The 22,977-nt window shown below is 59.0% G+C and carries 12 protein-coding genes and 1 pseudogene; 3 read left to right on the forward strand and 10 right to left on the reverse strand.

What is annotated here, in order from left to right:
- Positions 1-626, reverse strand: a pseudogene (locus BGIM_RS64955) (hypothetical protein); the annotation flags it as partial.
- Positions 627-857: 231 nt separating this feature from the next.
- On the opposite strand from BGIM_RS64955, the gene BGIM_RS59895 reads away from it, so the two are divergent.
- Positions 858-2,615: a GDSL-type esterase/lipase family protein gene (locus BGIM_RS59895; protein ID WP_084760027.1), complete on the forward strand. Its 1,758-nt coding sequence runs from the start codon at positions 858-860 to the stop codon at positions 2,613-2,615.
- Between the two features lie 89 nt (positions 2,616-2,704).
- On the opposite strand, the gene BGIM_RS0123485 is transcribed toward BGIM_RS59895, so the two are convergent.
- On the reverse strand, positions 2,705-6,403 hold the full coding sequence (locus BGIM_RS0123485) for a trypsin-like peptidase domain-containing protein (RefSeq protein ID WP_157369362.1): 3,699 nt from the start codon (positions 6,401-6,403) through the stop codon (positions 2,705-2,707).
- 437 nt (positions 6,404-6,840) lie between these two features.
- Between BGIM_RS0123485 and lptB the strand changes: the two genes are divergently transcribed.
- The gene (lptB, locus tag BGIM_RS0123495) at positions 6,841-7,938 is read left to right on the forward strand and encodes an LPS export ABC transporter ATP-binding protein (protein WP_020472172.1); all 1,098 of its coding nucleotides are present in this window, start codon (positions 6,841-6,843) and stop codon (positions 7,936-7,938) included.
- A gap of 42 nt (positions 7,939-7,980) precedes the next feature.
- On the opposite strand, the gene BGIM_RS0123500 is transcribed toward lptB, so the two are convergent.
- The 4 genes from BGIM_RS0123500 to BGIM_RS63195 all read right to left on the reverse strand — a co-directional run bounded on the left by BGIM_RS0123500 (position 7,981) and on the right by BGIM_RS63195 (position 16,756).
- Positions 7,981-8,967 carry a beta propeller repeat protein gene (locus tag BGIM_RS0123500; RefSeq protein ID WP_157369363.1) on the reverse strand — a complete coding sequence of 329 codons (987 nt, stop codon included), beginning with the start codon at positions 8,965-8,967 and terminating at the stop codon, positions 7,981-7,983.
- 27 nt (positions 8,968-8,994) lie between these two features.
- Positions 8,995-10,257, reverse strand: coding sequence for a PQQ-binding-like beta-propeller repeat protein (locus BGIM_RS0123505; RefSeq protein ID WP_020472174.1), 1,263 nt, complete (start codon positions 10,255-10,257; stop codon positions 8,995-8,997).
- A 155-nt stretch (positions 10,258-10,412) separates the two neighbouring features.
- Positions 10,413-16,454, reverse strand: a complete 6,042-nt coding sequence (locus tag BGIM_RS0123515; RefSeq protein WP_020472175.1) for an alpha-2-macroglobulin family protein — start codon at positions 16,452-16,454, stop codon at positions 10,413-10,415.
- Between the two features lie 68 nt (positions 16,455-16,522).
- Positions 16,523-16,756, reverse strand: coding sequence for a hypothetical protein (locus BGIM_RS63195; protein ID WP_157369365.1), 234 nt, complete (start codon positions 16,754-16,756; stop codon positions 16,523-16,525).
- A 22-nt stretch (positions 16,757-16,778) separates the two neighbouring features.
- Here BGIM_RS63195 and recQ point away from each other — a divergent pair, with 22 nt between their 5' ends.
- On the forward strand, positions 16,779-18,986 hold the full coding sequence (recQ, locus tag BGIM_RS0123520; protein ID WP_020472176.1) for a DNA helicase RecQ: 2,208 nt from the start codon (positions 16,779-16,781) through the stop codon (positions 18,984-18,986).
- A gap of 1 nt (position 18,987) precedes the next feature.
- Here recQ and BGIM_RS0123525 read toward each other — a convergent pair whose 3' ends face one another.
- Genes BGIM_RS0123525 through BGIM_RS0123540 form a run of 4 tightly spaced genes read right to left on the reverse strand, consistent with a single transcriptional unit; the run spans position 18,988 to position 22,946 of the window.
- Positions 18,988-19,413 (reverse strand): DUF6157 family protein, encoded by a 426-nt coding sequence (locus BGIM_RS0123525; protein WP_020472177.1) that lies wholly within the window; start codon positions 19,411-19,413, stop codon positions 18,988-18,990.
- 32 nt (positions 19,414-19,445) lie between these two features.
- Positions 19,446-20,084: a VOC family protein gene (locus BGIM_RS0123530; RefSeq protein WP_020472178.1), complete on the reverse strand. Its 639-nt coding sequence runs from the start codon at positions 20,082-20,084 to the stop codon at positions 19,446-19,448.
- Between the two features lie 13 nt (positions 20,085-20,097).
- Complete coding sequence (locus BGIM_RS0123535) at positions 20,098-21,357, reverse strand: DUF1501 domain-containing protein (protein ID WP_020472179.1); 1,260 nt, start codon at positions 21,355-21,357, stop codon at positions 20,098-20,100.
- A complete protein-coding gene (locus tag BGIM_RS0123540; protein WP_202947294.1) occupies positions 21,345-22,946 on the reverse strand; it encodes a DUF1549 domain-containing protein in 1,602 nt (533 codons plus the stop codon). The genes BGIM_RS0123535 and BGIM_RS0123540 overlap by 13 nt, the downstream gene beginning before the upstream one ends.
- Between the last annotated feature and the right edge of the window lie 31 nt (positions 22,947-22,977).

Raw genomic sequence — 22,977 nt, forward strand, 5'->3', positions numbered from 1 at the left:
TACCCCAATCCGGTGAGAACCGCCAGCATGACGAACACAAGGGATTGGCGGTTCCACTTTCCGATGGCGGGGTTGCTCGTTCGCCATTGAAGGCAGGCATACAGCGACCACGGGATGAGATAATACGCCGTCATGAAAACGTGCGAATGACGCATGAGATGGTAGGGAATGAAGTCATAGAGCAGGGCGAAGGCGACGGCGATCAACCGGGAAATACCCAGCAAGCGGGCGACGGCAAAGGCGCTGAGGCCGACCAAAGGGAAGGTGAGCCAGTAGAACCAGTTCATGACCCAGGCGGGTTCGGGGTTGAGGAGCGCGAGCCCGCGGATGACCTGCCAGTTGAGCCAGCCGTCGGAAGTGGGGAAGGCGCGCCAGTCGGTGCCCAAGGGTCGGCCGACCCGCGAGTTGTGCAAATAACTTCCCTCCTCGATCATCGTCTCCACCCAGGCGAGATAAACCAGATAATCGCCGGCGTAGCTTCGCGGCAGATTCAGGGGAATTTGCCATTGCCGGGTGATGACGACAAACACCGCCGAGGACACGAGCAGGACGAACAGCCCGGCCAGAATGTCTTTTTTCAGGGAACGAGCGGGCGGGGCGAGATCAGACGAGGGGTGCGCTTCCATGAAACTTTGGATACCCTTTCCTGTGCGCCGGTCAAGAGAAAGTGCGGCCGTCGCTGACGGTCTGTCAGAGGAAAAAATCAGCAGATCGGCTTGGCCGTGATTGAGTCCGCCAAAATTCGGGCAGGCCATGTTGGCAAAATCTCGGGTTGATGGCCGGTTTTGGTTGCATTCCCCTCCGAGGATCGTATCCTCGGTCCCCATCTCCCGATGACAAATCTTGAGAGACACCCGATGCGTGCGTTACTTGTCGTTCTAATGATCGCATTCCAAATCCACGCGGCTCCGACTCTGGAGAAGCAGTCCGTCTTTGAGGCCGGGAAAGATGGTTATGCACTATACCGCATCCCCGGTTTGGTCGTCACGGACAAGGGGAGCCTGATCGCTTATTGCGAAGCGAGGAAGACCGATACGAGCGATTGGGGGGCCATCAATTTGGTGTGCCGACGCAGCACGGATGGCGGGCGCACATGGGACAAGATGCGACCCGTCGTCGATCCCGGCACGGGATTCACCAAGAACCCGGTTTCGACGAAGCAGAAGACCGCGAAGCCGACGGACATCACCTTCAACAACCCGGTGATGATCGTTGATTCGGGCGTGATTCATTTCCTCTATTGCGTCGAGTACATGCGTTGCTTTTATGCCAAAAGCACGGATGATGGCGTGACGTTCTCCAAACCCGTCGAGATCACGGCAACATTCGAGGATTTTCGCAAGGAATACGATTGGAAGGTGATCGCCACCGGGCCGGGACATGGAATCCGGCTCTCCAAAACCGGCCGGCTAATCGTTCCCGTCTGGCTTTCGACCGGAACCGGGGGTGGCGCTCATCGGCCGTCCTGTATGAGCACGATTTACAGCGACGACGGCGGGAAAAACTGGCAACGCGGGGACATCGTCGCCAACGTTCCTGCCCTCGCCAATCCGAACGAAACGACGGCTGTGGAATTGTCCGATGGCCGGGTGATGCTGAACATCCGGCATGAATCCCCCTCCCATCTTCGGGCCGTGGCCGTCAGCGCGGACGGGGCGACGAAATGGACCAAGCCGGTGATCGACACCGCCTTGCCGGAACCGATTTGCCAGGGTTCCTTGCACAGGCTTGATGCGAAGCACATTCTTTTCTCGAACCCGCACAACACCCACGGCGGCGAGCGGCGAAATCTGACGATTCACGTCAGCGATGACGACGGCAAAACATGGAAGCATCGCCGGGCCGTGGAAACCGGCATCAGTGGCTACGCGGACCTCGCGGTCGGCCCGACCGGGGCCATCTATTGCCTGCTCGAACGAGGCGGGGCGGACGGTAGCCCTTTCAAAACACGGTCGCTGACATTGGCGACGTTCAACAGCGAATGGCTGATGACCAAACCCGTGCGAGTCATCGCGTTCGGCGATTCGATCACCAAAGGCTATCGGCCCGGCGTCCCAGAGGAGGACACGTTCCCGGCCATGCTGGAAGCCGCCTTGATGAAGGAAGGCAAAAGCGTCGAAGTCCTGAACATTGGCATCGGCGGGGAAACATCAACCCAAGCCAAGGCTCGTTTCGCCAAGGCGGTGCTGGATCAACAACCGGACATCGTGACAATCATGTATGGAGCAAACGACAGTTACATTGACAAGGGAAAAGAGCTCCCCCGCGTGACGCTGATCGATTACCGCGAGAACCTCACCGGTATGGTCCGCACACTCAAGAAAGCAAACATCAAGCCGGTGCTGATGACCACCAATCGCTACGACGCCGGGCACCCGGCCGATGGTTCTGGCCAGCACCCCAACCGGATGATGGATCAATACATGAAAGCCTGCCGGGAAGTGGCGGCCGCGGAAAATGTCCTTCTCGTCGATCATCAGCAATTGTGGATGGATGCCGAGAAAAAAGGCGAGAAGATCGAAAAATGGATGACCGACCACGTTCACCCGAATGCTATCGGGCACCGGGAGATCACCAATGCGATGTTGCCGGTGCTGCGGGAATTGGTGAAGTGAAGAGCATCGAGAAAGACGAAGGGCCGGTGACACTTTTGTGTCACCGGCCCTTCGTCTTCATAGATCGTTTCCGGCTTTTCGTTGGTCTGTCACTTTCCGCCGGCCTTGGCGAGTTCGCGGGTTTTGGACTGGCAATCCCGGACGATCACATGGGAATCACGGAAGAATTCGATCAAGTCGGCCCGTGACATATTCCGCGACCGTTCGCTTTCAAACGATTCGCCCGGAATGGGCTTGTTTGTCTTCGTCAGGACATCCATCTGGATGGTGAGCGATTTGTCCGAGGTTTGCAGCACACCCAACAACGAACTGCTGACGGCCGGTTCCAGCTTGATGCCCGGTGTGCCGAGGATCGCGGCCATGCACTCCCAGCGGGCCAGGCAGACGATGCGGTCTGTTTGCATTCGCTGGGCGAGGAAGGTCGCCCGCAAGCCCGCTTCCAGTTGGGGGAGGGCGGCCGGCCCCATTTCGCGGATGGCATCCACCAGCGACTTCATGTAAATCTTGCGGCGTTTGATGATCGCGGATTTCTCGCCCTCGTTGAGTCCCCTCGGAAACGGTTCTTTATCCATCCCGAGGGCATACACGGCGATGCAATGATCCACGATCTTGGGATCATCCTTGAGACCGTCGGGGCCGTACATCCGGAGGGCCATCAGGGTGAGTTGCAGCACTTCCAGATTGGTCGATTTTTGAAGCATCTTGTCCAGCAAGGGAACCACCTTGCGGTTGACGGCCCCGAGGTCGAGCATCGCAATCAGGACGGCCCGCCGCAGCAGGGCGTTCTTGATGACGCGATTTGCTTCTTCACCTTTTAGATTCTCCTGTTGAATCAATCGTTTGTTCACGGCGATGTAGAAGTCTTCGACTTCCAACGAGGGTTCCACGCCCGGCATCCGGACGAAGTCGGCCGGTTTCAGCAATCGAATACTGGCCGCGTCGCTGACGAACTGGACGGTGTCATACCGAATGTCATCCGTCAGGGCGTCCATGAAACGATCCGTGATGAGTTGGGCGCCTTCCTTGTATTGGGACAAGCCGCGAATGGCCCAGAGTTGCACCGCATCCTCGGAGTCGTCCAAGGCCGCCTTCAACGCCGGAATGGCGATTTTGGTTTTTTCTCCGCCGGTCGCCAGCAGTTGAATCGCCATCGAACGGGCGAGCGGTTGCGGCGATGATTTCAGCGTTTCCATGTGCCCGGCGACATCCTCCGGCTCTCGATAGAGTGAGGCGTTTCGTTCCAGACTACCAGTGAGGGCGATGTAGCCCACGGAACGAATTTCCGCGTCCCCGTCGTTCATGGCCCGGAAGAAGGCTTCGCTGTTGCCCTTTTGATTGTTCTTACACTGGCTCAGCGCCATCAGGGCGTTGATGCGCAATTCCTTGTCGGCATGCCGGGTGAATGGCAAGATGGCCGTTTGAAGCTCGTCGACGGCGGTATCTTGGGACAGCAACACTTGCAGCACGGATTGTTGAATCCGCACATCCGTAAAGCGGGCGGCATCCAAAAACAGCGTCCAGTCCGACGGCTTCACCGGGGCCTTGTTCCCCAGGCATTGCACGAGGCCAAACGCATAAACACTCCCGCTGACCGGCATCGACTTGTCGGCCGCGAGCCGCATCAGGACCGAGCAGTCAGTCTCCTGCAATCGGCGGGTTTTCTTCAACGTGACGGCCTTTCCCCGAACATCCACGAGGCGGGGTTTCTCGGGGAAGAGATCAAACTGGCCGAGTTCTTCGTCAACCAGCAGATCGCCGAACGTCGGCGTGCTGTATCCCTTCAGTTGAATTTGATTGCGATCCCCGTCAAGCACCGGTCGTTTTCGCTGATCGACGATGGGGCTGATGCTTGTCTGGTCCCAAGTGAGTTCTTCCAGTGAACGCCTGGCCTCCGTCACCACGTTTTTGTTCGGGTCGGCAAGCAGCGGAAGCAGATGGGTGAAGTGTTCTTCCCGCGTGAATCGCGTCGGATAAATCCGGAAGATTTCCGCCAGCAGCGTGCGGACTCGGGCATCGTGGTCGGTCAGGATTTTCAGGTCGGTTAATTCCCGGACCAACTCGGCATTGCTCAAGTCCTTCATCCGGCTCATCAGATGGACAACCAATTCTTTGACGGCGAAATTCTGTTTGCCCGCTTGCTCCCGAAGCATCTCCAAGTCGCTTCGGCCATACGGCCCATAGCGAACAATGGTGTTTTCGGCTTCCATCCGGAGGGTAGGGTCGTCGCTGGAGACGAACACCCACATATCGCCGACGCCTTTGCGCCCGTGGGGGGCCAAGGCCCGCAGGAATTTAATGGCCGCGATGTTGGTCGCTGTATGTTTCACCTTGAGGCAGGCGATGGCCGCATCGACGGCGACCGCCGCCGGTTCGCCGATTTGTTCGAGCGTGGCCAGGGCCAATGGCCGCCGGCTGGACGCCGTTTGCTTTTCGAGCATCGCTTTCAATCCCGGCACGGCATCGGCCCCGTGGCGAATTAGTTGCATCCCGGCGGCTTGGGCCTCGGCATTGGAGCCGCTTTCCAACAGGGTTACCAATTCCTCGGTGGATTTCGGCTGCACCTCGGCGCCCATCCCCGCAAGACTTGGTGGGCTGGTGAAAGATTTGCCGAGTTTTTGTCGGAAGGTTGCCTCCACAAACGGGCGAATCTCGGTGACATCGACGTTGATGGACATGTTGTCCTGCCGGGTGGCCTTTGCCTCGACAATTGCCACGAGGTCGAGGAATTGATTGACCACCGGCCCGCCGCTGTCGCCGGGATTGACGGGGGTTTGGGTCAGCAAGGCTTTGAACGAGCCATCGACGCCGTTGGTCATCGGTTGGTCGGCCGTCTGCCGGGTCTGGCCGGTGTGCGGTTGCCAGAGGGAGTTGAAGGTGCTGTTCGACTGGCCGACGCCGTACACATGCTCCAATTTCCCGGCGCTTTGGGGGGACAGCGGAATCGGCAGCGCCGAGTCGGGGGCTTTGGGAATCTCGATCAGGGCCATGTCCCGTCCGCGATCCACGGCCAGAACCCGCCCGATTTGCGAGTGAGCCGCCCGGTGGGCGAGATAATAATCAAGTTTCGTTTGATAGGTGCCGTTCGGCATCTTGTGGGGAAAGAACACCCGCACTTGGGCGTCGTTGTCCACGACATGCTCATTGGTCAGGATGATGTCCGGGTTGCGGTGGATCAACACACCGCTTCCAATCGACATTCCCTGAACCACCGGCCGGAGAATCATCACGGTCGAAGGAGTCAGCACATCAATGATTTCGCCCGGCTTCATTTCCTGACGGACCAGCCGTTTGGGCGTTCCCGGACTGGACTTCGCAACATCCGCCAAGCCGCCGGTGCGAATGGATTCGATGTTGTTGGTGTTGGTTCTTGTCGATTCGATGTTGGTGTCGGTCTTGCCTTTCGGGGCAAGGAACAGGAAATAGCCGCCGATGCCGGCCGCGCCAAGCAGCAACACAATCACGCCCGAGCCGAGGGCGATGAGCAACCCCGATTTCGATTTGGGTTCTTCGAGTGGCCGTGATTTTCCAGCCTTGGCGACCGGCGGTTTGGGAACCGGCGGCAGGTTCGGCGTCGAAGGCCGTTTGACCTTGGGTGACGACGGAGTCGGCATTGGCGGCGGCACCACCGGCGGCATCGGCGGTGGTGAGGAGCGCGAAACGGCTGGCGCCGACTTCGGAGCGGAAAACATCTCCCCGCAAACGGGATTGATGCACGTCAGCGTTTTGCCGGCGAAAGCCTCCGGGAAAGTGATCGTGGTCTGGCACTGCGGACATTGTGTTGTGGGCATGACAAGATCCTCTGATGACGAGTGAAACGGGATCAAATCGCGAGAGACAGACTTTGACCGGACTTGTTTCATCCGTCAATGTTGGCAGGCACGGTTCTTTGCCAAAAAATATTCGATTCAGTCGAATTTTTAAATAATTTACCCAAAATGTGACAGATGTGCAAGAAAATATCCGTGCAATCTCTCACAAAAAATATTGGCGTTCACAGTTCCCTGATGTTCCATTGATGGCTGCCAACATTTGGCTTCCCTCAAATCCGGGGATCGAACAACGAAAATCGCCATCAAATCATCTTAATTCTTGGCTGGAAAACACCCCATCTTACCCATCCTCGCATGAGCGATGATTGTTCGTTGTCACAGAGTCGTTTGTCACTTGTTCCGGGGATTCTCTTCGTGTATCCGTATGAATTCGATCCCATCGCGGAGAATGACGCATGGCCTTGCTGGAAGCCCGCGGGTTGGTGAAGATTTACGGCAAGCGCCGCGTCGTCGATGGCGTGTCCTTTGACGTGAACCCCGGAGAGGTTGTCGGGTTGCTCGGACCCAACGGGGCCGGGAAAACCACCAGCTTCCGAATGACCACCGGGCAGATCGTGCCCAACGATGGTCAGGTGATGTTTAACAACCAAGACGTCACCGGCCTGCCCATGTACCGGCGCGCCCGCCTTGGGATGGGTTACCTGACGCAAGAACAATCCATTTTCCGCAAGCTGAACGTCGAACAGAATCTCCTCGCCATTTTGGAGGCCCTGCCGCGCAGCCGAAGCCTCGGACGCCGGCTCACCAAAGCGGAACGGCGGGAACGCACGACCGCGATGCTGGATCGCTTCCAGTTGCAGCACGTGAAATACAACCCGGCGGCCCGCTGCTCCGGGGGGGAAAAACGCCGGCTGGAGATCGCCCGGTGTCTGGTGTGCGAACCGCTCCTGATTCTGCTGGACGAACCCTTTGCGGCCGTGGACCCGAAGACCACGGAAGACATTCGGAAGAACATCCGCGAACTGGCCGAACAGGGCATTGGCATCTTGCTGACCGACCACAACGTGCGGGAAGTGTTGAAGATCACCGACCGCAGTTATCTCATCAAAGATGGCCGGGTGGTCACGCAGGGGACGCCAGAACAACTCATCCACGACCCCATCGCCATCAACGAATATTTGGGAACGACGTTCTCGGACAACACCTTCGGCAGAATGTCGGCCCCGCCTCCAAACCCCCAGCCGCAACCACAGCCCCAACCGCAACCAGACGTCTCTCGACTGCTTGCCGAGCAAGAACAGGCCCGCCGTTGGGTGGAGGCATTGAAGGCTGATTCGACTTATTCGCAGGCCATCCAAGAACTGCTGCAACGCGGCAATGTGGCCGTCCCGCCGTTGGTGGATGCCCTCGCCCGGCGGGAAACGGAACTTCGCGTCCGGTCTCTGGAAGTCCTCAGCCGGTTGTTGGCCGGGAATATCCTGTTCGACCCGTTTGCCGGGGATGATGTCCGCTCAAAGCAACTAAGCGCGCTGCGGAAACAATTGGGGCTTTGAAGAGGCTCGCGGGCCGGGCGGGGCCGCGAGCGAGACGATTTGTTATTTGTCTTTCCGATTCAACCGCCACAATTCCGAACCCATCTTCAACACATAGAGCGAATCGCCGACCGGGTCGTATTCCAGCCATGTCAACGGCGACCAGCCCTTGAGATCCTTCGGCAACGGAACGGCCTTCCCCCATGTGGCGCCGCCATCGGCCGATTCGACAACGCCGTCTTTTGTGAGGACGAACATCGTCTTCGCATCCTTGCCGAACACCGGGCCGTATTTGCCGTCTTTCAGGTCGCCAAGTTTTTTCCACGAGGCGGCTTTGTCGGTCGTTGCCAGCAGGGTGCCATCCACCACCCAATAGAGCGTGCCGTCCCGCCACTTTGGCAAGGCGGCTGTCGAGAAGTCGCCATTCGGGGTCCACTTCTCGCCGCCGTCGGTGGTTCGCAACAGGCAGGGCTTGGGATTCTCTTTCGTCTTCATTTCGGAAGCCACCGCCGTTTTATCGTCGAATACCCAAGCCGCCGCGAAGCCCTTGCCTTTGGTGTTGAAGGTTTTGCCGCCATCGCGGGAGACCAGCAATTCGCCGTTGGCCTCGTGCTTCATGGCGAGGATGAAATCAAAGTCCGGCGAGTTCCAGTTCAGGGCCACCCAGTCCACATGGACCGATTTCTTGTCGGTTTCGTGCCATTCATCCCCCTTCGTTGACCACCGGATTGGCCCGCCGTAAACGGTGGCAAGCATCATCGTCGGCTTGTTCCCGAACGGGTCAAACATCATGGCTCCGGGCCATTCCGTCCGGCCTTTGAACGCGGCTCCGTGCTGGTTCCATGTCTTCCCGCCGTCGGAGGAATGGAACATGCCCTTGTCGCTGATATTCAGGTAAAGATGACCGGTTGAATGATCAACCAACACCCCGCACAAACCGCCGAATCCGGCTTTGTGTTGCTTGGCCAAGCCATCCGTGACCGCCACCCATTCGGCTGCTGTCGCCGATCCGGCGACGGCCAGCATCAACATACTCGTTACAAATCGCATGAGTCGTACCTTTGGGAGAGGAGAAATTCACTTTTTGCCGATGCCGTAAAGAAACTGCCGGCCCTTGATGAACAACCGGCCGTCCGACACTGCCGGGGAGGCGGGGCCGTTGTCGCCCAATTCATTCACCGCCAGCACATCCAGTTTCGGTCCGGCTTTGATGACATAACTTCGGCCGCCGCTCGCCAGATAGATCCGGCCGTCGGCCGTCGCCACGGGGCTTGACCCGGTGGTGATGCCGTCCAGTCGTTCGCTGAAAACGGCCTCGCCGGTGTCAAGTTTCCAGCACTTCAGAATGGCGGGATTGTGCAGGCGATACAGGTAATCTCCGACGATCACCGGTGAAGAAAAACCATCCGGGACGGTGCCCGCCTTCCATTTGAGGTGGGTCTTCGTCACATCTCCGGAACCGGTCGGGTCCACGGCATAACCGGGGCCGCCGCGTCCACTGTCCACATAAACCACCCCGCCGCCGAGGACGGGCGAAACGGTGTCCCCCTTGGCCGAACACCACCAGAGAATCTGGCCGTTCGTCGGGTCGGCCCCTTGTAAAACATCCGAGGCCGCGATCAGCAGTTGATCCTTGTCCTTGATCTTGGCAATCACGGGCGTGCTGTGGCTGAAGTTGTTCTTCGGGCGTTTTTGATCCCATTTGAGATCGCCAGTCTTCCGGTCAAATCCAAGCAGGCGGGACGAACCTTTGACACCATCGCATTGGAGAATCACCGTTTCGCCATAAAGGACGGGGCTGGCGGCAAAGGCCACGTCAAAGTCATACGGGACGATCTCTTTTCGCCAGACCGTTTTGCCGTCCATGTCGAGCGCGGCCAGCACCGAGGAACCAAAGGCGACATAAATCCGTTCACTGTCGCTTGCTGGAGTGGGCGCAGTATAGCCGCCTCGAAGGTCGGTCAGTTTCCACGGGCCGGGGGGAATTTTTTCGTCCCAGAGTTGTTTGCCATCGGCGGCGTTATAACACGCGACATGATGCTCGGGCTGGGTCTTTGCGCGGTCGGCGTCGCCGGGCCAAAAACTCACGGTGACGATCACCTTCCCCTTCACGACGATGGGGCTGGACTGATTTTCGTCTTGTTTGTTCTTTCCCTCCTGGCCCGGCAGGCGGGTCTTCCAGGCGATGTTCTCGCCAGCCGAACCCTTCCAAGTGAGCGGCAAATCTTTTTCGTCGCTGGTTCCCTGTCCCGTCGGGCCGCGCCAGCCGGGCCAATCACCGGCTTGAACCGTGGCGGCCAACAAAAGAACGCAGGAAAAGGCGGAGAGGAAGGTTTGCATGGCAAGACATCCGTGAAGGAATCACGGACGATTCGGGGGAGAGTTCGCGTCGGGCCATCATCGCATATGTTTGCGGTGTTGACGATCAAAATTCGAGAAATGAAAACGGCCGCCGAACATCGCGTGTTCCACGGCCTGAATTGCCTCTGACAAGATTACTTCACTTCGAGCGGCACGCTTTCGCTGTGGCTGTTAAACTCCGGGGCGTACATGCACTGGATGCTGGCGAGGCCGGTCGGGTATTTGCCTTTGTGTTGCACCATCACGGCATACTCGAACACGTACACGCCCTTCGGCAGGTAATCGATGAAGAAGTGCGAGGCCGTGTCCTTCGTCGATTCGTAGTAGCCGAGACCGTCCTGATAGCGATAGCGAGACAGCACGTTGGTCGGCTCAGTGCCGCTGCCGCGATGATCTTTCAGGTGGACGTATTCCATGTCCCGGTCTGTTCGCAACACGACGCGAACGATCACCTCGTCGCCGACATTGAGCGGGCCGGTCACCGGTTCAAGCGTGGGGCCTTTCTTGGTGAACACCCGTTTGAAGAGTTTCTTTTCCAGCTTCAACGGCGTGCCTTCGTGCGGCGTCACCTTGCTGATGTCCTCCAGATATTGCCAGTGGACGCTGCCCCAACTGACGCCCGCGTCGGTCTTCTTCACGGTGATCTTGCCGAAGTCCGGCTTCACTTCGCCGCGAATGAACTTCTGCTCATAGAAACCGGTGCCGGCTTCCACGTTCTCCGGCTTGATCTTCTCGGCGCCGAGCGACACTTCCACCAAGGCATCCGACTTCAACAGGTTGTCGCCGCGAAGCAGCAAAGCGTAAACGGCGTCGGCGGTGGCCTTGGTCGTTTTCCAGTTTTGGGTCTGCTTTTGCTTCAACAGCCAGACCTTGCAATCCTCGACGGCGGCGGCATCGTTGGCGACTTCGTCGAACGCCTCCACCATCAGTGCCTGCGTTTCAATCGGGGCATGATACCACCAGTAGGAGAGTTCCGTGTCCCGCCAGAACATGCCCATTTCCTCGTTGGACACCGAGCGTTCCTTGAGCGAGGCAAGGATGCCCGCCGGGGTTTCCTTGTCCCCGAATCGCTTCAGCCCGATGGCGAGATGGGCCTGCGACTGCCGGTTGGCCAGTTGCAGCCAATACTTTTTCGCCTGGCCGAGCCAGTAATTCACGGCCTCTTCGTGTTCCTTGCCAACCGCCTTGTCCTGAAGGAAGAAACTGCGGCCGTAAATGTACAGAGCGACCGTGGAGGACAGGTGGTTCTCGTCTTTGTTCTTGGAATGCTTCAAGATGTCGCGGTACATGCGGTCGGCCCACGCATCCAGATGGGTGAGCGATTTGACCGCCGGGGTCTGGTCGAGTTTCACACCCAGATGCCGCAGGCGGCCGAATCCGGTGGTGATGTAGAGCGTGATGTATTCGTTCGACGGTCCGCCGGGGAACCACGGCCACATGCCATCCGCGTGTTGCAGGTCGGCCAGTTTGCGAAGCTGCCGGGCGGTTTCTTCGTTCAGGCGATTGTCATCGAACAGGACGCCGACGTTTCGCCGGGCCTCGGCCTCCTTGTTGGCGTCCCGCAGCCACGGGGTTTCCTCAACCATGACCGCCTTCAAGTCTTGGTTCTTCTGAAGCGGACTGTCGAGAGCCGGGGTGTTCTTCCACTGGTCGAAAATCCGGCGAATCTTCGGGTCGCCGATGGCGATGTGCCGGGCCAGCGAATTGGCATACAGACGGTTGAACACCTGCTCGCTGCACTCATGCGGAGATTCCATCAGGTACGGCAGGGCCATCACCGCGTACCACGCCGGTTGGGACACCATTTGCACCGTCAGGCTCTGGGTCTTCAGGCTGTCCGACTTGCCCGAGTTGCTGAGCTTGGTGAAATCAAACGTCTTGGTCTGGTTGCCGCGAACCGGCAACGGCAGCGACTCGGTGACGAGAATCCGCTTGGAAAGCACCGGCAGCACGCCCTCTTCGCCGTCCGAAAGCCGTTCGGTGGCGCCGACCGCCTTGTAAGTGATCGGCCCCTGACCGTCCGGCACGGTGAGCGTCCAATAGAAACTGCGGGACTCCCCGGCGGCGATTTCAAATGACTGGTCCGGGGCGGTGTTGCCCAAGGCTTCGTCGATGGGGGCCGTCGTGCGAAGATCGGCCAGCGTCAGCCGGACTTTGCCGGACTGTTTGGTCGGTGATTGATTGCTGACCTTCACACTGAATTCCAGCACGTCCCCTTCTCGCAGGAAGCGCGGCGGGTTCGGTTGGACCATCAAATCCTTGGCGGTCACGACCTCATCTTGCAGGTAGCCGCTGGTCAGTTCCTTGCCGTGGGCGAAGCCCATGAACTTCCATTTTGTCAGGGCCTCCGGCATGGTGAACTCCATCCGAATGGCCCCGTTGGCGTCCGCCGTCAGGTGCGGGAAGAAGAAGGCGGTTTCGTTCAGGTTCTTGCGAGCCGCGACTTTGCTGAGGTCCGGGCCGGATGGGCCGCTCCCTGCCTTGTCGGACCCGTCCTTGCCCGCATTTTCGCCGCGTCCTTGGGCGGCGGCCATTTGCCGCTCAACACCCTCGCTCTTTTTGGCATCACTCAAACTATCACGTTCGTCGAATGCGGCGGCAGCGGGCGGTGCGCCAGGCATCCCCAATCCGTTGATGTTGCGGCCGCCTCCCTCGCCGCCGAAATAGCCGTACCCCCACATGTTCACGGTGATATCAGCCGGGAATGCCCGGTAGCGAATGTTCACGGCCTGATAGCCGCCATTCCACTGACCCCGGAAGTGAGACAAATACTTGCCGGTGTTCTCAAACTGAACCGAAAGATTCGAGTGGTCCTGCCGGAAGACATTGAACTTGTGCATCCAGTTGTGCGGCAAATAAGCATCCAGCGAAGCATCGTACAACGCCGCCACCATCTCGGCGGCCACCTTGGTCGCCTTTGGCCCGGTGATGACGGCCGTGTAAGTTTCTTTCTTCGCCGGTTCGAGCTTGGAGACGAACCGTTCCCACTTCACCGTCAAATCTTTGTTGCTCCAAGGCACGTCCACACGTCGGTTTTCCAGATACCCCCGGTTCTCGCGGATGAACGTCGTGCGGACGGTGAAGCCGCCTCGCATCGCTTCCGTCACGGCCTGTTTGATGCTCACTTGGGTCTTGTTGGCGTCTGTCCAGAAGGCTTGCAAGGTCTTGCCCAAGTGTTCGACTTCGACATAGGCCCGGCCTTGATCGTAACCGGTACCCCACACGGCCAAGAACTCCTCGCCCGGTTCCAGCGACAGTTTCGGGGCCGCGAACAGATTCGGAATCTTGAGGGCGAGCTTCGCATCTTGCGGGTTCAACACGCGAATTTGAATCTGGGCCGTCACCGGCTTTCCAAATCGATCCTGCGTTTCGAGGATCGCCCGGTAGAGGCCGGATTCCAGTTTGACATTCAGTTCTTTCTTGCCGTCTTTCTGCGTCTCGAAAGCAATGGTGGCGGCCACATCGCCCAAGGCCCATGTCCGGGGGTCGTTCGGGTCCGGTTTGGGGGTGGCGGCGATGCCCTTGCCGCGTCGCGGTTGTGAATACGGGGCGATAATATCCGGCCGTTGAACCTTTTCCGGGGACTTCAACTTGTAAACCTTGACCGTCCCTTTGGCGGGCTGGCCTTCGCCGTCGAGCGTTTGGGTGGTCAGGGTGACTTTGACTTCTTTGTCAACCGTCTGCCAATCATTGGCCGTCATGTTCGCTTGCAGGGCCGTGTAGGAAACGGCCACGGATTTTTCGCCGGAGCGGGTTTCGCCCGTGGTGTCCGTCACATCCGCATGGACCTTGAAGTGAAACGTCGGCTCGTCCTTTTCGGGAATGGTCAAATCCGGCTTGGCGGTGAACGTGATGCCAAAACTCCCGTCAGCCTCGGTGGTCGCTGTCCCGTGGATGATTTCCTGCGCCGCCCCGCGATTCGGCGGCAAGCGATACCAGCAACATTCGTAGAACCAAACGGGCCAGCGAACCTCGCGGGTGACGCGGTAACGCACCTTGGCCCCGTTCACGGCCGCTCCGTTATAAGAGACGGCCTTGCCGACGACCTTCACTTCCCCGTTTAGCTTCGGGGCGACCTTCGGAGCCTCGACCGTGACTTGGAACTTGGGTCGTTTGTATTCTTCCACATTGAAATGAACGTAACCGCCGCCGTCGCCGGGCACTTGGATGTGCATTTGCCCGGCCAGACGGTCACGCGGGGCGGTGAACACGCCGCTGAACGAACCGAAGTCGTTGGAGGTGGCCTCGTGTTTGGCGATTTCCTTGCCGTTGTGGTCGTTGAACACGACCGTCACTTTGCGGCCCGGAAGTACTTTGTAATCGCACCCCTTGGAGTCCGCGTACATGCAGATGCCCTTGTATTGCACGGTCTGCCCCGGACGATAGAGGGAACGATCAGTGAACAACATCGTTTGGGCGAACGGCCGGTATTGGTCGGGGTATTGGTACAGCACATGTTCGTTCGCGGCGGCGAGAGCCTGCCCCTCATGCTCGGCCAGAATGAAGCAGGCATGATTGGCCGGGAGAACGCCAAGGTTGAAGAACCCGTTGGTGTCCGTTTTAACGGACGGGCCGGGCTGGACGCTGCGGTTGTTGTTATTGCGAATCCAAGTTTTGATGACGGCCGCCGGGATCGGTTCGCCGGTCTTGGCGGTCAGGACAAACCCCTCCAGTTTTCCCTGCCCCCAGGCGTTGCGGATGACCAAAGCCAGATCGCTCACCCAAATGTCGGTCATGGACAGACTGTTGTTCGCGTCTTTGAAACTCGGGTCCGGGCTGGCGACGATGAAGTAGTAACCGGCCTTGAGGCCCTTCGGAGCGGGGACATCTTCTGTCCGGGAATGGTAATCCGACGTGGGGGGCAGATCGGCCGACCATTCGAGTTCCGGCTTTCGCGTCACCAAGTCGTTCCGGTCGGCCTCGTTGAGATATTCCGGCCGCCAGCGGTCGCCGCCCAGCCGGGAGGCCCAGTCCGCCTTCACGGCCCGGAAATGAACCTTCGAGATGTTGCGATATTGCACCCGGAGAACCGGCGGCGGGTCGTTCCAGACCCGTTCCGTGGTGACTTGAACTTCCTTCGCCTCGATGCTCAGGATCAGGTTGTGGCAAAGCTTCCCGCCGTTGCTGTCCGGGAAGGCATTCTTGCCTTGCAAAGCGATCTTCCGGGCCTCAACCGAGTCCCCTTCGTTTTGCACCAGAGTCGCCCAACGATGCCGGGCGGTCGCGGATAGTTCGTGCGTGGCCCATCGCTCGGCGAATTGCTTGAGGGTGGTTTTGTATCGGCCGGCCTTCTCCTCGCCGAAGGCAAACGCATTCCCGATCTGAAGCCGGTAAAGGTCGGCGTCGAGGAAGGCGGCTTTGTCCTTGTCCTCTTGATGGAAGGCCAAGAGGGATTGGCAAAGTCTGATGGCCTTGAGTTTTGGCGATTCAGTGTCGGTTGTTTCCGGAACCCACTTGATAAAGTCTTCGACGGCCGATAGCATCGGGCTGGAGGCGGGGATTTCAAAGGAATCTTCCGACTTGGCGGCGGCCTGTTCCCCGGAGGTGTAAAACTGGAGGGCATCAAAGGCCACAAAGTCATACAGCGTGGGCCGGTAAGAATCCGGGACGGTTCCCTTTTCCAGCAGGGCGTCATAGGCCGAGATCGGAATCGTTTTCAGTTCTTTCTCGGCTGACAGTGCCTTGGCGAATTGCTTGTCAATCTCGGCGAACAGGCGGGGCAGATCCCACGTGGTGAAGTCGTCTCCCGGCGAGGCGGCCGTGGCCGTGCGGTTCATGAACCGCCAGCGGTTTTGTTGGAAAAAGTGCCAGTACCAATGGGCCAGAATGGCATCCATCGCCGGGACCATTTCCTTGGGGGCCTTGGCGATCTCGGCCTTCATCCGGGTGATGCGCTCGGCCGGTTTGTTCCCCTGAATATTCCCCTCTAGGGCGATCTTCTTGCTGATGGCCCGGATTGCCTCCGGCCAGACTTTCTCCTTGATGGCCGATTCGATGATTGGCTCCAACTCCTTGATGGCCGATTTGGGTAATCCCTTGGCGACCGCCTCGTCTACTTTTTTCCATTGGTCGCCTCGCGGCCCCGGCGGGGTGTCCACGGCAAAGGCGACCATCATGCCGATGGCCGCGACGAAAAAAGCGGAGCCGAAGAGTCGAAGACGCGAAAACCGTGACATGTGGAAACCCATCGGGAGTCTGGGAGAGTACGCGCGGGCACCGCCGCCATGCGATCCCCGTGTCCTAGTTAGACGACAATCAAGCCAATGTGGATTGAAAACGGCTGTTGCCTGCCAAATTTTTCAAATGAGTGGTTTTGATGAGTGATATGGCGCATGGAGAACCGGCCAAAAGCGGCAAAGGAGGGCAACGGAGCTTGAGTTTTTAATCCTCCGGTTATCCTGAGTGATGCGGCGTTCAGCGGGGCTTGGGACGCTTGTTCACTACGGCGGCTCTTGCCCCTGTTTGATATGCTGTCCATATGTTCATTCCGGGATTGTCACGTGTCAACCAACCTCCCGCCAAAACTGCGGGCTGTCATTGCCAAGAACTGGGGTTTCACCACCCTTCGGCCCATGCAGACCGAGGCGATTCGGGCGGTGCTGGCCGGAAAAGATTCGCTCGTCGTCATGCCCACCGGCGGGGGAAAATCGTTGTGCTATCAGGCCCCGGCGCTGGTGCGGGACGGTCTCACGGTGGTTGTGTCGCCGTTGATCGCCTTGATGAAGGATCAGGTGGACAGCCTTGCCCGCAACGGAATCACAGCCGTGCGGTTGGACAGCACGCTGACCACGTGGGAATGGAACGACGCGCTGGCCGCCATCAAATCCGGCGAGACGCGGTTGGTGTTTGTGTCCCCGGAGCGGTTGGTAAACACGGGCACTTCCCAAATGCTCCGCGAGGCCGGGGCGCGCACGATTGCGATTGACGAGGCCCACTGTATTTCGCACTGGGGGCACGATTTTCGCCCCGAATATCGGATGCTGGCCCGGTTGCGGGAGTTTTTCCCCGGTTCATCCGTCCATGCGTACACCGCGACGGCCACCGAACAGGTTCGGGAAGACATCATTGCCCAGTTGAACCTTCAAGACCCGGAGGTTCACGTCGGCAATTTCGACCGGCCGAACCTCACTTACCGGGTGTTGCCGCAATCGGACACCATCGCCCAAATCCGCGAAGTGCTTGATCGGCGAAAGGGCGAGGCGGGCATCGTTTATTGCCTTCGCCGCAAGGACGTGGATGATGTGGCGCAGGCACTTCAAAAATTGAAATACCGGGTCGTTCCGTATCACGCGGGGATGTCGGCCGAGGAACGGAAAGAAAGCCACGACAAGTTCTCGGCCGAGGAAGCCGACATTGTGGTGGCGACCATCGCCTTCGGCATGGGGATTGACCGCTCCAACGTGCGATTTGTCATTCATGCGTGCGTGCCGAAAACGATTGAGCATTATCAACAGGAAACCGGCCGGGCCGGTCGGGATGGACTGCCGAGCGAGTGCCTGTTGTTGTTCTCGTTCGCGGACGTGATGGCCTTGCGGCGAATCATGGAGAAGTCGGCCACCGAGGCCAACAGCCCGCCGGAATTTCTGGCGGCCACGAAGTTTCAACTCGACCAGATGACGCATTACGCCAGCGGGGCCATTTGCCGGCACCGGGCGTTGGTGCGGCACTTCGGGCAGGTGTACGAACCGGAAAATTGCGGGGCGTGCGACATTTGCCTGGGGGATACGCAGGATGTTCCCGACGCCGTGGTGGTCGCCCAGAAAATCCTCTCGTGCGTCGCCCGCGTGAACGAGGGATTCGGGGCCAACCATGTGATTGAAGTCCTTCGCGGGGCCAACACGGAAACGATTCGCTCGCGAGGCCATGACAAGTTAAGCACCTATGGCTTGCTGAAAGAGATGGCCAAGAGCGAGATTCGCAACTGCATCTTTCAACTCATCGGCCAGAACGTCCTCATGCAATCGGACGGGGAATATCCGGTCTTGAAGTTGAATTCGGCCTCATGGGCGGTGATGAAGGGCAAGCAGACGGTTCGCCTGATCCAGATGCGGTCTGAGGAATCGGCGAAGAAAGAACGAGAACGTGAAAAGGGGACGCTGCCCGCCGGAAGCGATCCGGAACTGTTTGAACTGCTTCGCCAATTGCGGCGACAGCATGCGATCCGGTTGAACGTTCCTCCGTATGTGATTTTCGCCGATGCCGTCCTCGCCGAATTGGCCCGATGTCGGCCGACGACCCCCGAGCGAATGCGAATGGTGTCTGGCATCGGTGATGCGAAACTTCGTGATTTTGGCGAATCGTTTCTGGATGCGATCAGCAGCCATTCGGAAGCGAAAGCATTGGAGACGGACCTGCCCCCGCCGCGCGACACGTCAACGGCGTCGGCCGCTCCGTCATCCGGCAAGATGTCGGCGGCCAAGCAACTTTCATTCTCATTGTTTCGAGAGGGAAGTTCGCTGGACGATGTGATTCACCAGACGAAACTGACGCGGACCACCATCTCGGATCATCTGGCCGATTTCATCCGGCTGGAGAAGCCAAAGTCGATTGACGAATGGGTGCCGCCAGATGTCCGCAAGCGGGTGACGAATATGGCCGAGGAATTGGGGACTGCCCGGTTGAAGCCCGTGTATCTGGCGCTGAATGAACAGGTGAGTTACGAGATGATCCGGGCGGTATTTGCGTTCATGGACGCCGGGCGGGAATGAATCATTTGGCGCGTTTGTTTCGCATTGCGATGACGATTTCAAGCCTGTCGATTTCGCCCGAAGCCAATCGTCGGTACTCTTCCGTTTCCAATCCGTAAATCGCGATCCGGCCTGCCTCGTCATGATGAACGCCCCAGCCATATTGCTTCGGCAATGGCGATGCCCGCATGCACGGATGAGATTTGCCAAACAGCGTTTTGCGGATTTCGGCCGCCCGAACGTTCATTTCAACTGTCGAAAGATTGGATCGCAAGACATGCGTCTGAAAGATGAGATCTTCCAACGTGAGTGAATAAGGCTGGGTGGTCAATAGTTTGTGTTGGATGACGGCCACCGTGGGGTTCCCGCCCCGTGGTGATGGGATGATGGCGGTCGTCGCCGGGCAATCGGGCGAAACCAAAACGAAGGTGTTGTTGATCGGCTTCATATGACGTCAAATTACGGATCAATCAGTGGCGTTCAACGGATTTCGACTTCACCCAGTTTCCCCCTGATGATCGCCCGCAATCGCGCACGCGACCCGGATTGAACCACCACCGGGCCGGTCACGCCCCATTGTGAATAAAGCAATCGCACCCGTTCCGCGTCCGGGTGTTCCACGATCACTTGTTGAAGTTCGATCCCCTCATCTGGCATGTGCGAGGCCGGGATCATCCCCGGCTCATAGACCACCGGCGTTGGTGCCGCCCCTTGCATCGGAAGCGACCCATCTGGCGGGATGGCCATGTGCCAGTGTCGCTCTCCGCGAGTGACCGCTTTGATTTGTCCCACAATTGGGCTGTGATCGCGGACAAAGGGTTCCAAGTCGAGCGTGCGGCCCACCCATGTCTTGAGCCGAAAACCGGCTTCCCAATCGGCCAGAACGCGGGCACCGTCGCCGATGCCAAACACGCGCGGCCCTTGGTGGGAAGTGGCCGACGGATTGATGGCAATCACTTCCAAAAAGACATCGGCGCCGATTCGCAACAGAAGATTGTGCGTCCCGAGTTCCCGGTGCTGGCCCCCCGGGAACGGCCGGACGCCGAGCAATTGTTCAATGTGATCGGCCCCGGCTTCCAGCGTCGGGGCGACGAGAACCAGATGATCGAGTTGTAGCATGGCTTGAGAAGGGTTATCCCACCAATGCCTTGATCGGCTCGCCCTCGGTGAATTTCACTGTGCGGCCAATCGGGGTTTCGTTCAGTTTCTTGTGGTCGATTCCCAGCGAACTCAACACCGTGGCATGGATGTCGCCGACTTTCACTTGATCGGTCGGTTGCTGCTTGCCATCGGGATCGGTCGCCCCGATCACTTGGCCGCCACGAATTCCACCCCCGGCGATGGCCATGCTGAAACCGTTTGGCCAGTGGTCCCGGCCTCCGGCGGGGTTGATGGTGGGTGTTCGGCCGAATTCACCCATGCAAAGGACCATCGTTTTATTGAGCAAGCCGCGGGTGCGAAGATCCTTGAGCAAGCCTGAAAACGCGGGATCGAGAATCTTCAAATTGTCCGTGCAGAATTTGTGGTTGTTGGCGTGGGTGTCCCAACCGTTGAGAGTCACCTCCACACAGCGCACGCCCACTTCGATGAGCCGCCGGGCGGCGAGGCATCCCCGGCCGAACGGGGTGTCGCCGTAGGTTTTGCGGACGGAATAAGGTTCGAGCGAAACATCAAACGCTTTTAACTGCTCCGAACTCATCATCTTCAATGCCCCGGCGATCGTGTCGCGGTGCAACGTCTCGCCAACCCGTTTTTGCCGTCCTTTGGCGAAAGCCCGCTCCACCACGTCGAGGTTTTCCAATCGTTTGGTATCACGATCTTTCGGCAAATAGCTCTTGGTGTCCGGCACCGGACCGGCCGGGTCGTCCATCAGGAAGGCGTCGTATTTGTCCCCCAGAAATCCTCCTCGGGCGGGCCATTGGGCCGACAAAATGCTGACGTGCCGGGGAATTTCGGATTTATCGGTCGGCAGTTCATGGCAGGCCACCGCCCCGAGGGAGGGGTGCGTCACCGTCGGGTCCGGCCGGAAGCCGGTCTTGAGCGTGTACGTGCCGCGTTCGTGGTCGCCTTCCTTGCTCATGACCGAGCGGATCAGCGACACCGATTCCATTTGCTCGGCCAACTGCTCAAGGCCGGGCGCGAGCATCATATCCTTTACAGCCGTCTTGATGGCCCCGGTTCCCCCGGCGATTTTGGTGTTCGGGTGCGGGTCGAAGGTTTCCAACTGGCTCGGGCCGCCCCCCATCCACAAGACAATGACGGACTTCGCCGGGCTATTGCCGGGCGAGGTTTCGGCTGCGCGGGCCAGCCATTGCCCCACGGGGGTGAGCCAAGTGGCCCCGGCGAGGGTGGCGGTGGTCCGCAGGAAATGCCGACGGTTTAATGGTTCCATGAGAACTCCGTCGAGTTGATGAGGGTCCAGAACAAGTCTTGCAAGTGTTCGCCGCGACTGTGATCGCTTTCCTTCAACCGCTTCTCAAAATGGGCGGCTTCCTCTGGTGTCGGCCGACGGGTGAGGGCGGTTAGATAGGCCGCTTCCACGGCCTTCGGGTCGTCCGGCGCCAGCATCTTGATCCGTGTCACCGCGTTGACCGGACCTTCCTTTAACTTCTCGCCGACCAGTTCACCATTCATCATCACCAACCGTTGCGGGATCGTGCCCCCCCGGCCGTCGAACTCATCGTCCCCGCTGTCCCCGTAACGCTTCACGAAATTGTTCTCGTCGAGCGCCCGGAAGGCCCGGAAGATGATGTGTCTTTCCGCATCCAGCGTGGAAATGGAGGAGGCTTGCAATACGCTTCCGGCCATTTGCTCCGGTCGCAGCCGTGTGAGCGGGAACAGCCCCCAAGTCTTCTCGGCGGCATCGCCCGCGTCGTGGTCGCACCGGCTGTCCAGTTGATACACCTGCATCCGGGCGATCACGCGGATGAGACGGCGAAGATCGTAGCCGTGGGCCGAAAAGTCGTCCGCGAGGATTTGCAGGGCCGGGGGCTGGAAGCTATCCGATTCCAAGTTGTCGATGGGGGTGAGCAACGGTTGGCCGCACATGATCGCCCACACCCGATTGACGGCTGCCTTGGCGAAGTAGGGATTCTTCGGGTGCGTCACCCAACCGGCGATTTTTTCCCGAAGGGTTCCCTCGGTTGGCAGCAGTTCCGGCGAGAAGGCGACGCCCGGCTCGACCACCCGCTTTTCTTGGGTCTTCGGGTCTTCCACTTCGTATTGGCCGGGGCTATCCGCGATGCCTCGGAAGCCCACGCGGGTCTGGCCGAAGAACGCGGCAAAACTCTCGAAATCTTTTTGCTTCCATTTGGCGAACGGGTGATTGTGGCATTGGGCGCAATCAAGCCGCAATCCGAGGAATGCCCGCGTCACCCGCCCGGCCAGTCGCACCGGGTTAGGCTGGTTTTCCTTTTCTTGTTGGGCGGTGACGCTGATGAAGTTGGTCGCCGGTTTGTCCGTCCACAGTCCCTCGGTGGCGATCACTTGACGGACAATTTGATCGTAGGGGCGGTTTTTGGTGATTTCTTCGCCGAGCCAAGTCACGAATCGGCGGCGCCGGAAGAAGATCGCCGGCCCGTCTTCCGTGCCGACAAAGGCCCGCGCGAGACGTTCGCCGAAGTAGGCCGCGAACCGTTTGTCTTGCAACAAATGATCGATCCACCACGGAAGCTGTTCGCCGACGGGGATGGATTCGAACTGCCGAATCTCCTCCAAAGAGGGAACCGTTCCGGTGAGGCCAAGCGACAGACGGCGGGCGATGGTTAGGTCATCGGCGGGGAGGGCGGGACGGACGTTTTCTGTTGTCCACATTTCCCGGAAGGAATTGTCGGCCCGATGAACCGTTTCAAGAAAGTCTTTTTCTTGGTAAGCAACCGGATCGTAGGACGTGCGTGCCTTCACATGCCGGGGGGGCAGGATGTTGATGCCGAGGGCAAGCCCGCCGCCGGCGATCAGACCCAGAAACAAGAGGTTGCGCATCCACATCCCGAAACGTCCCCCGCAAGCGCCA

Source organism: Zavarzinella formosa DSM 19928, assembly GCF_000255705.1.
GTDB classification, from domain to species: domain Bacteria; phylum Planctomycetota; class Planctomycetia; order Gemmatales; family Gemmataceae; genus Zavarzinella; species Zavarzinella formosa.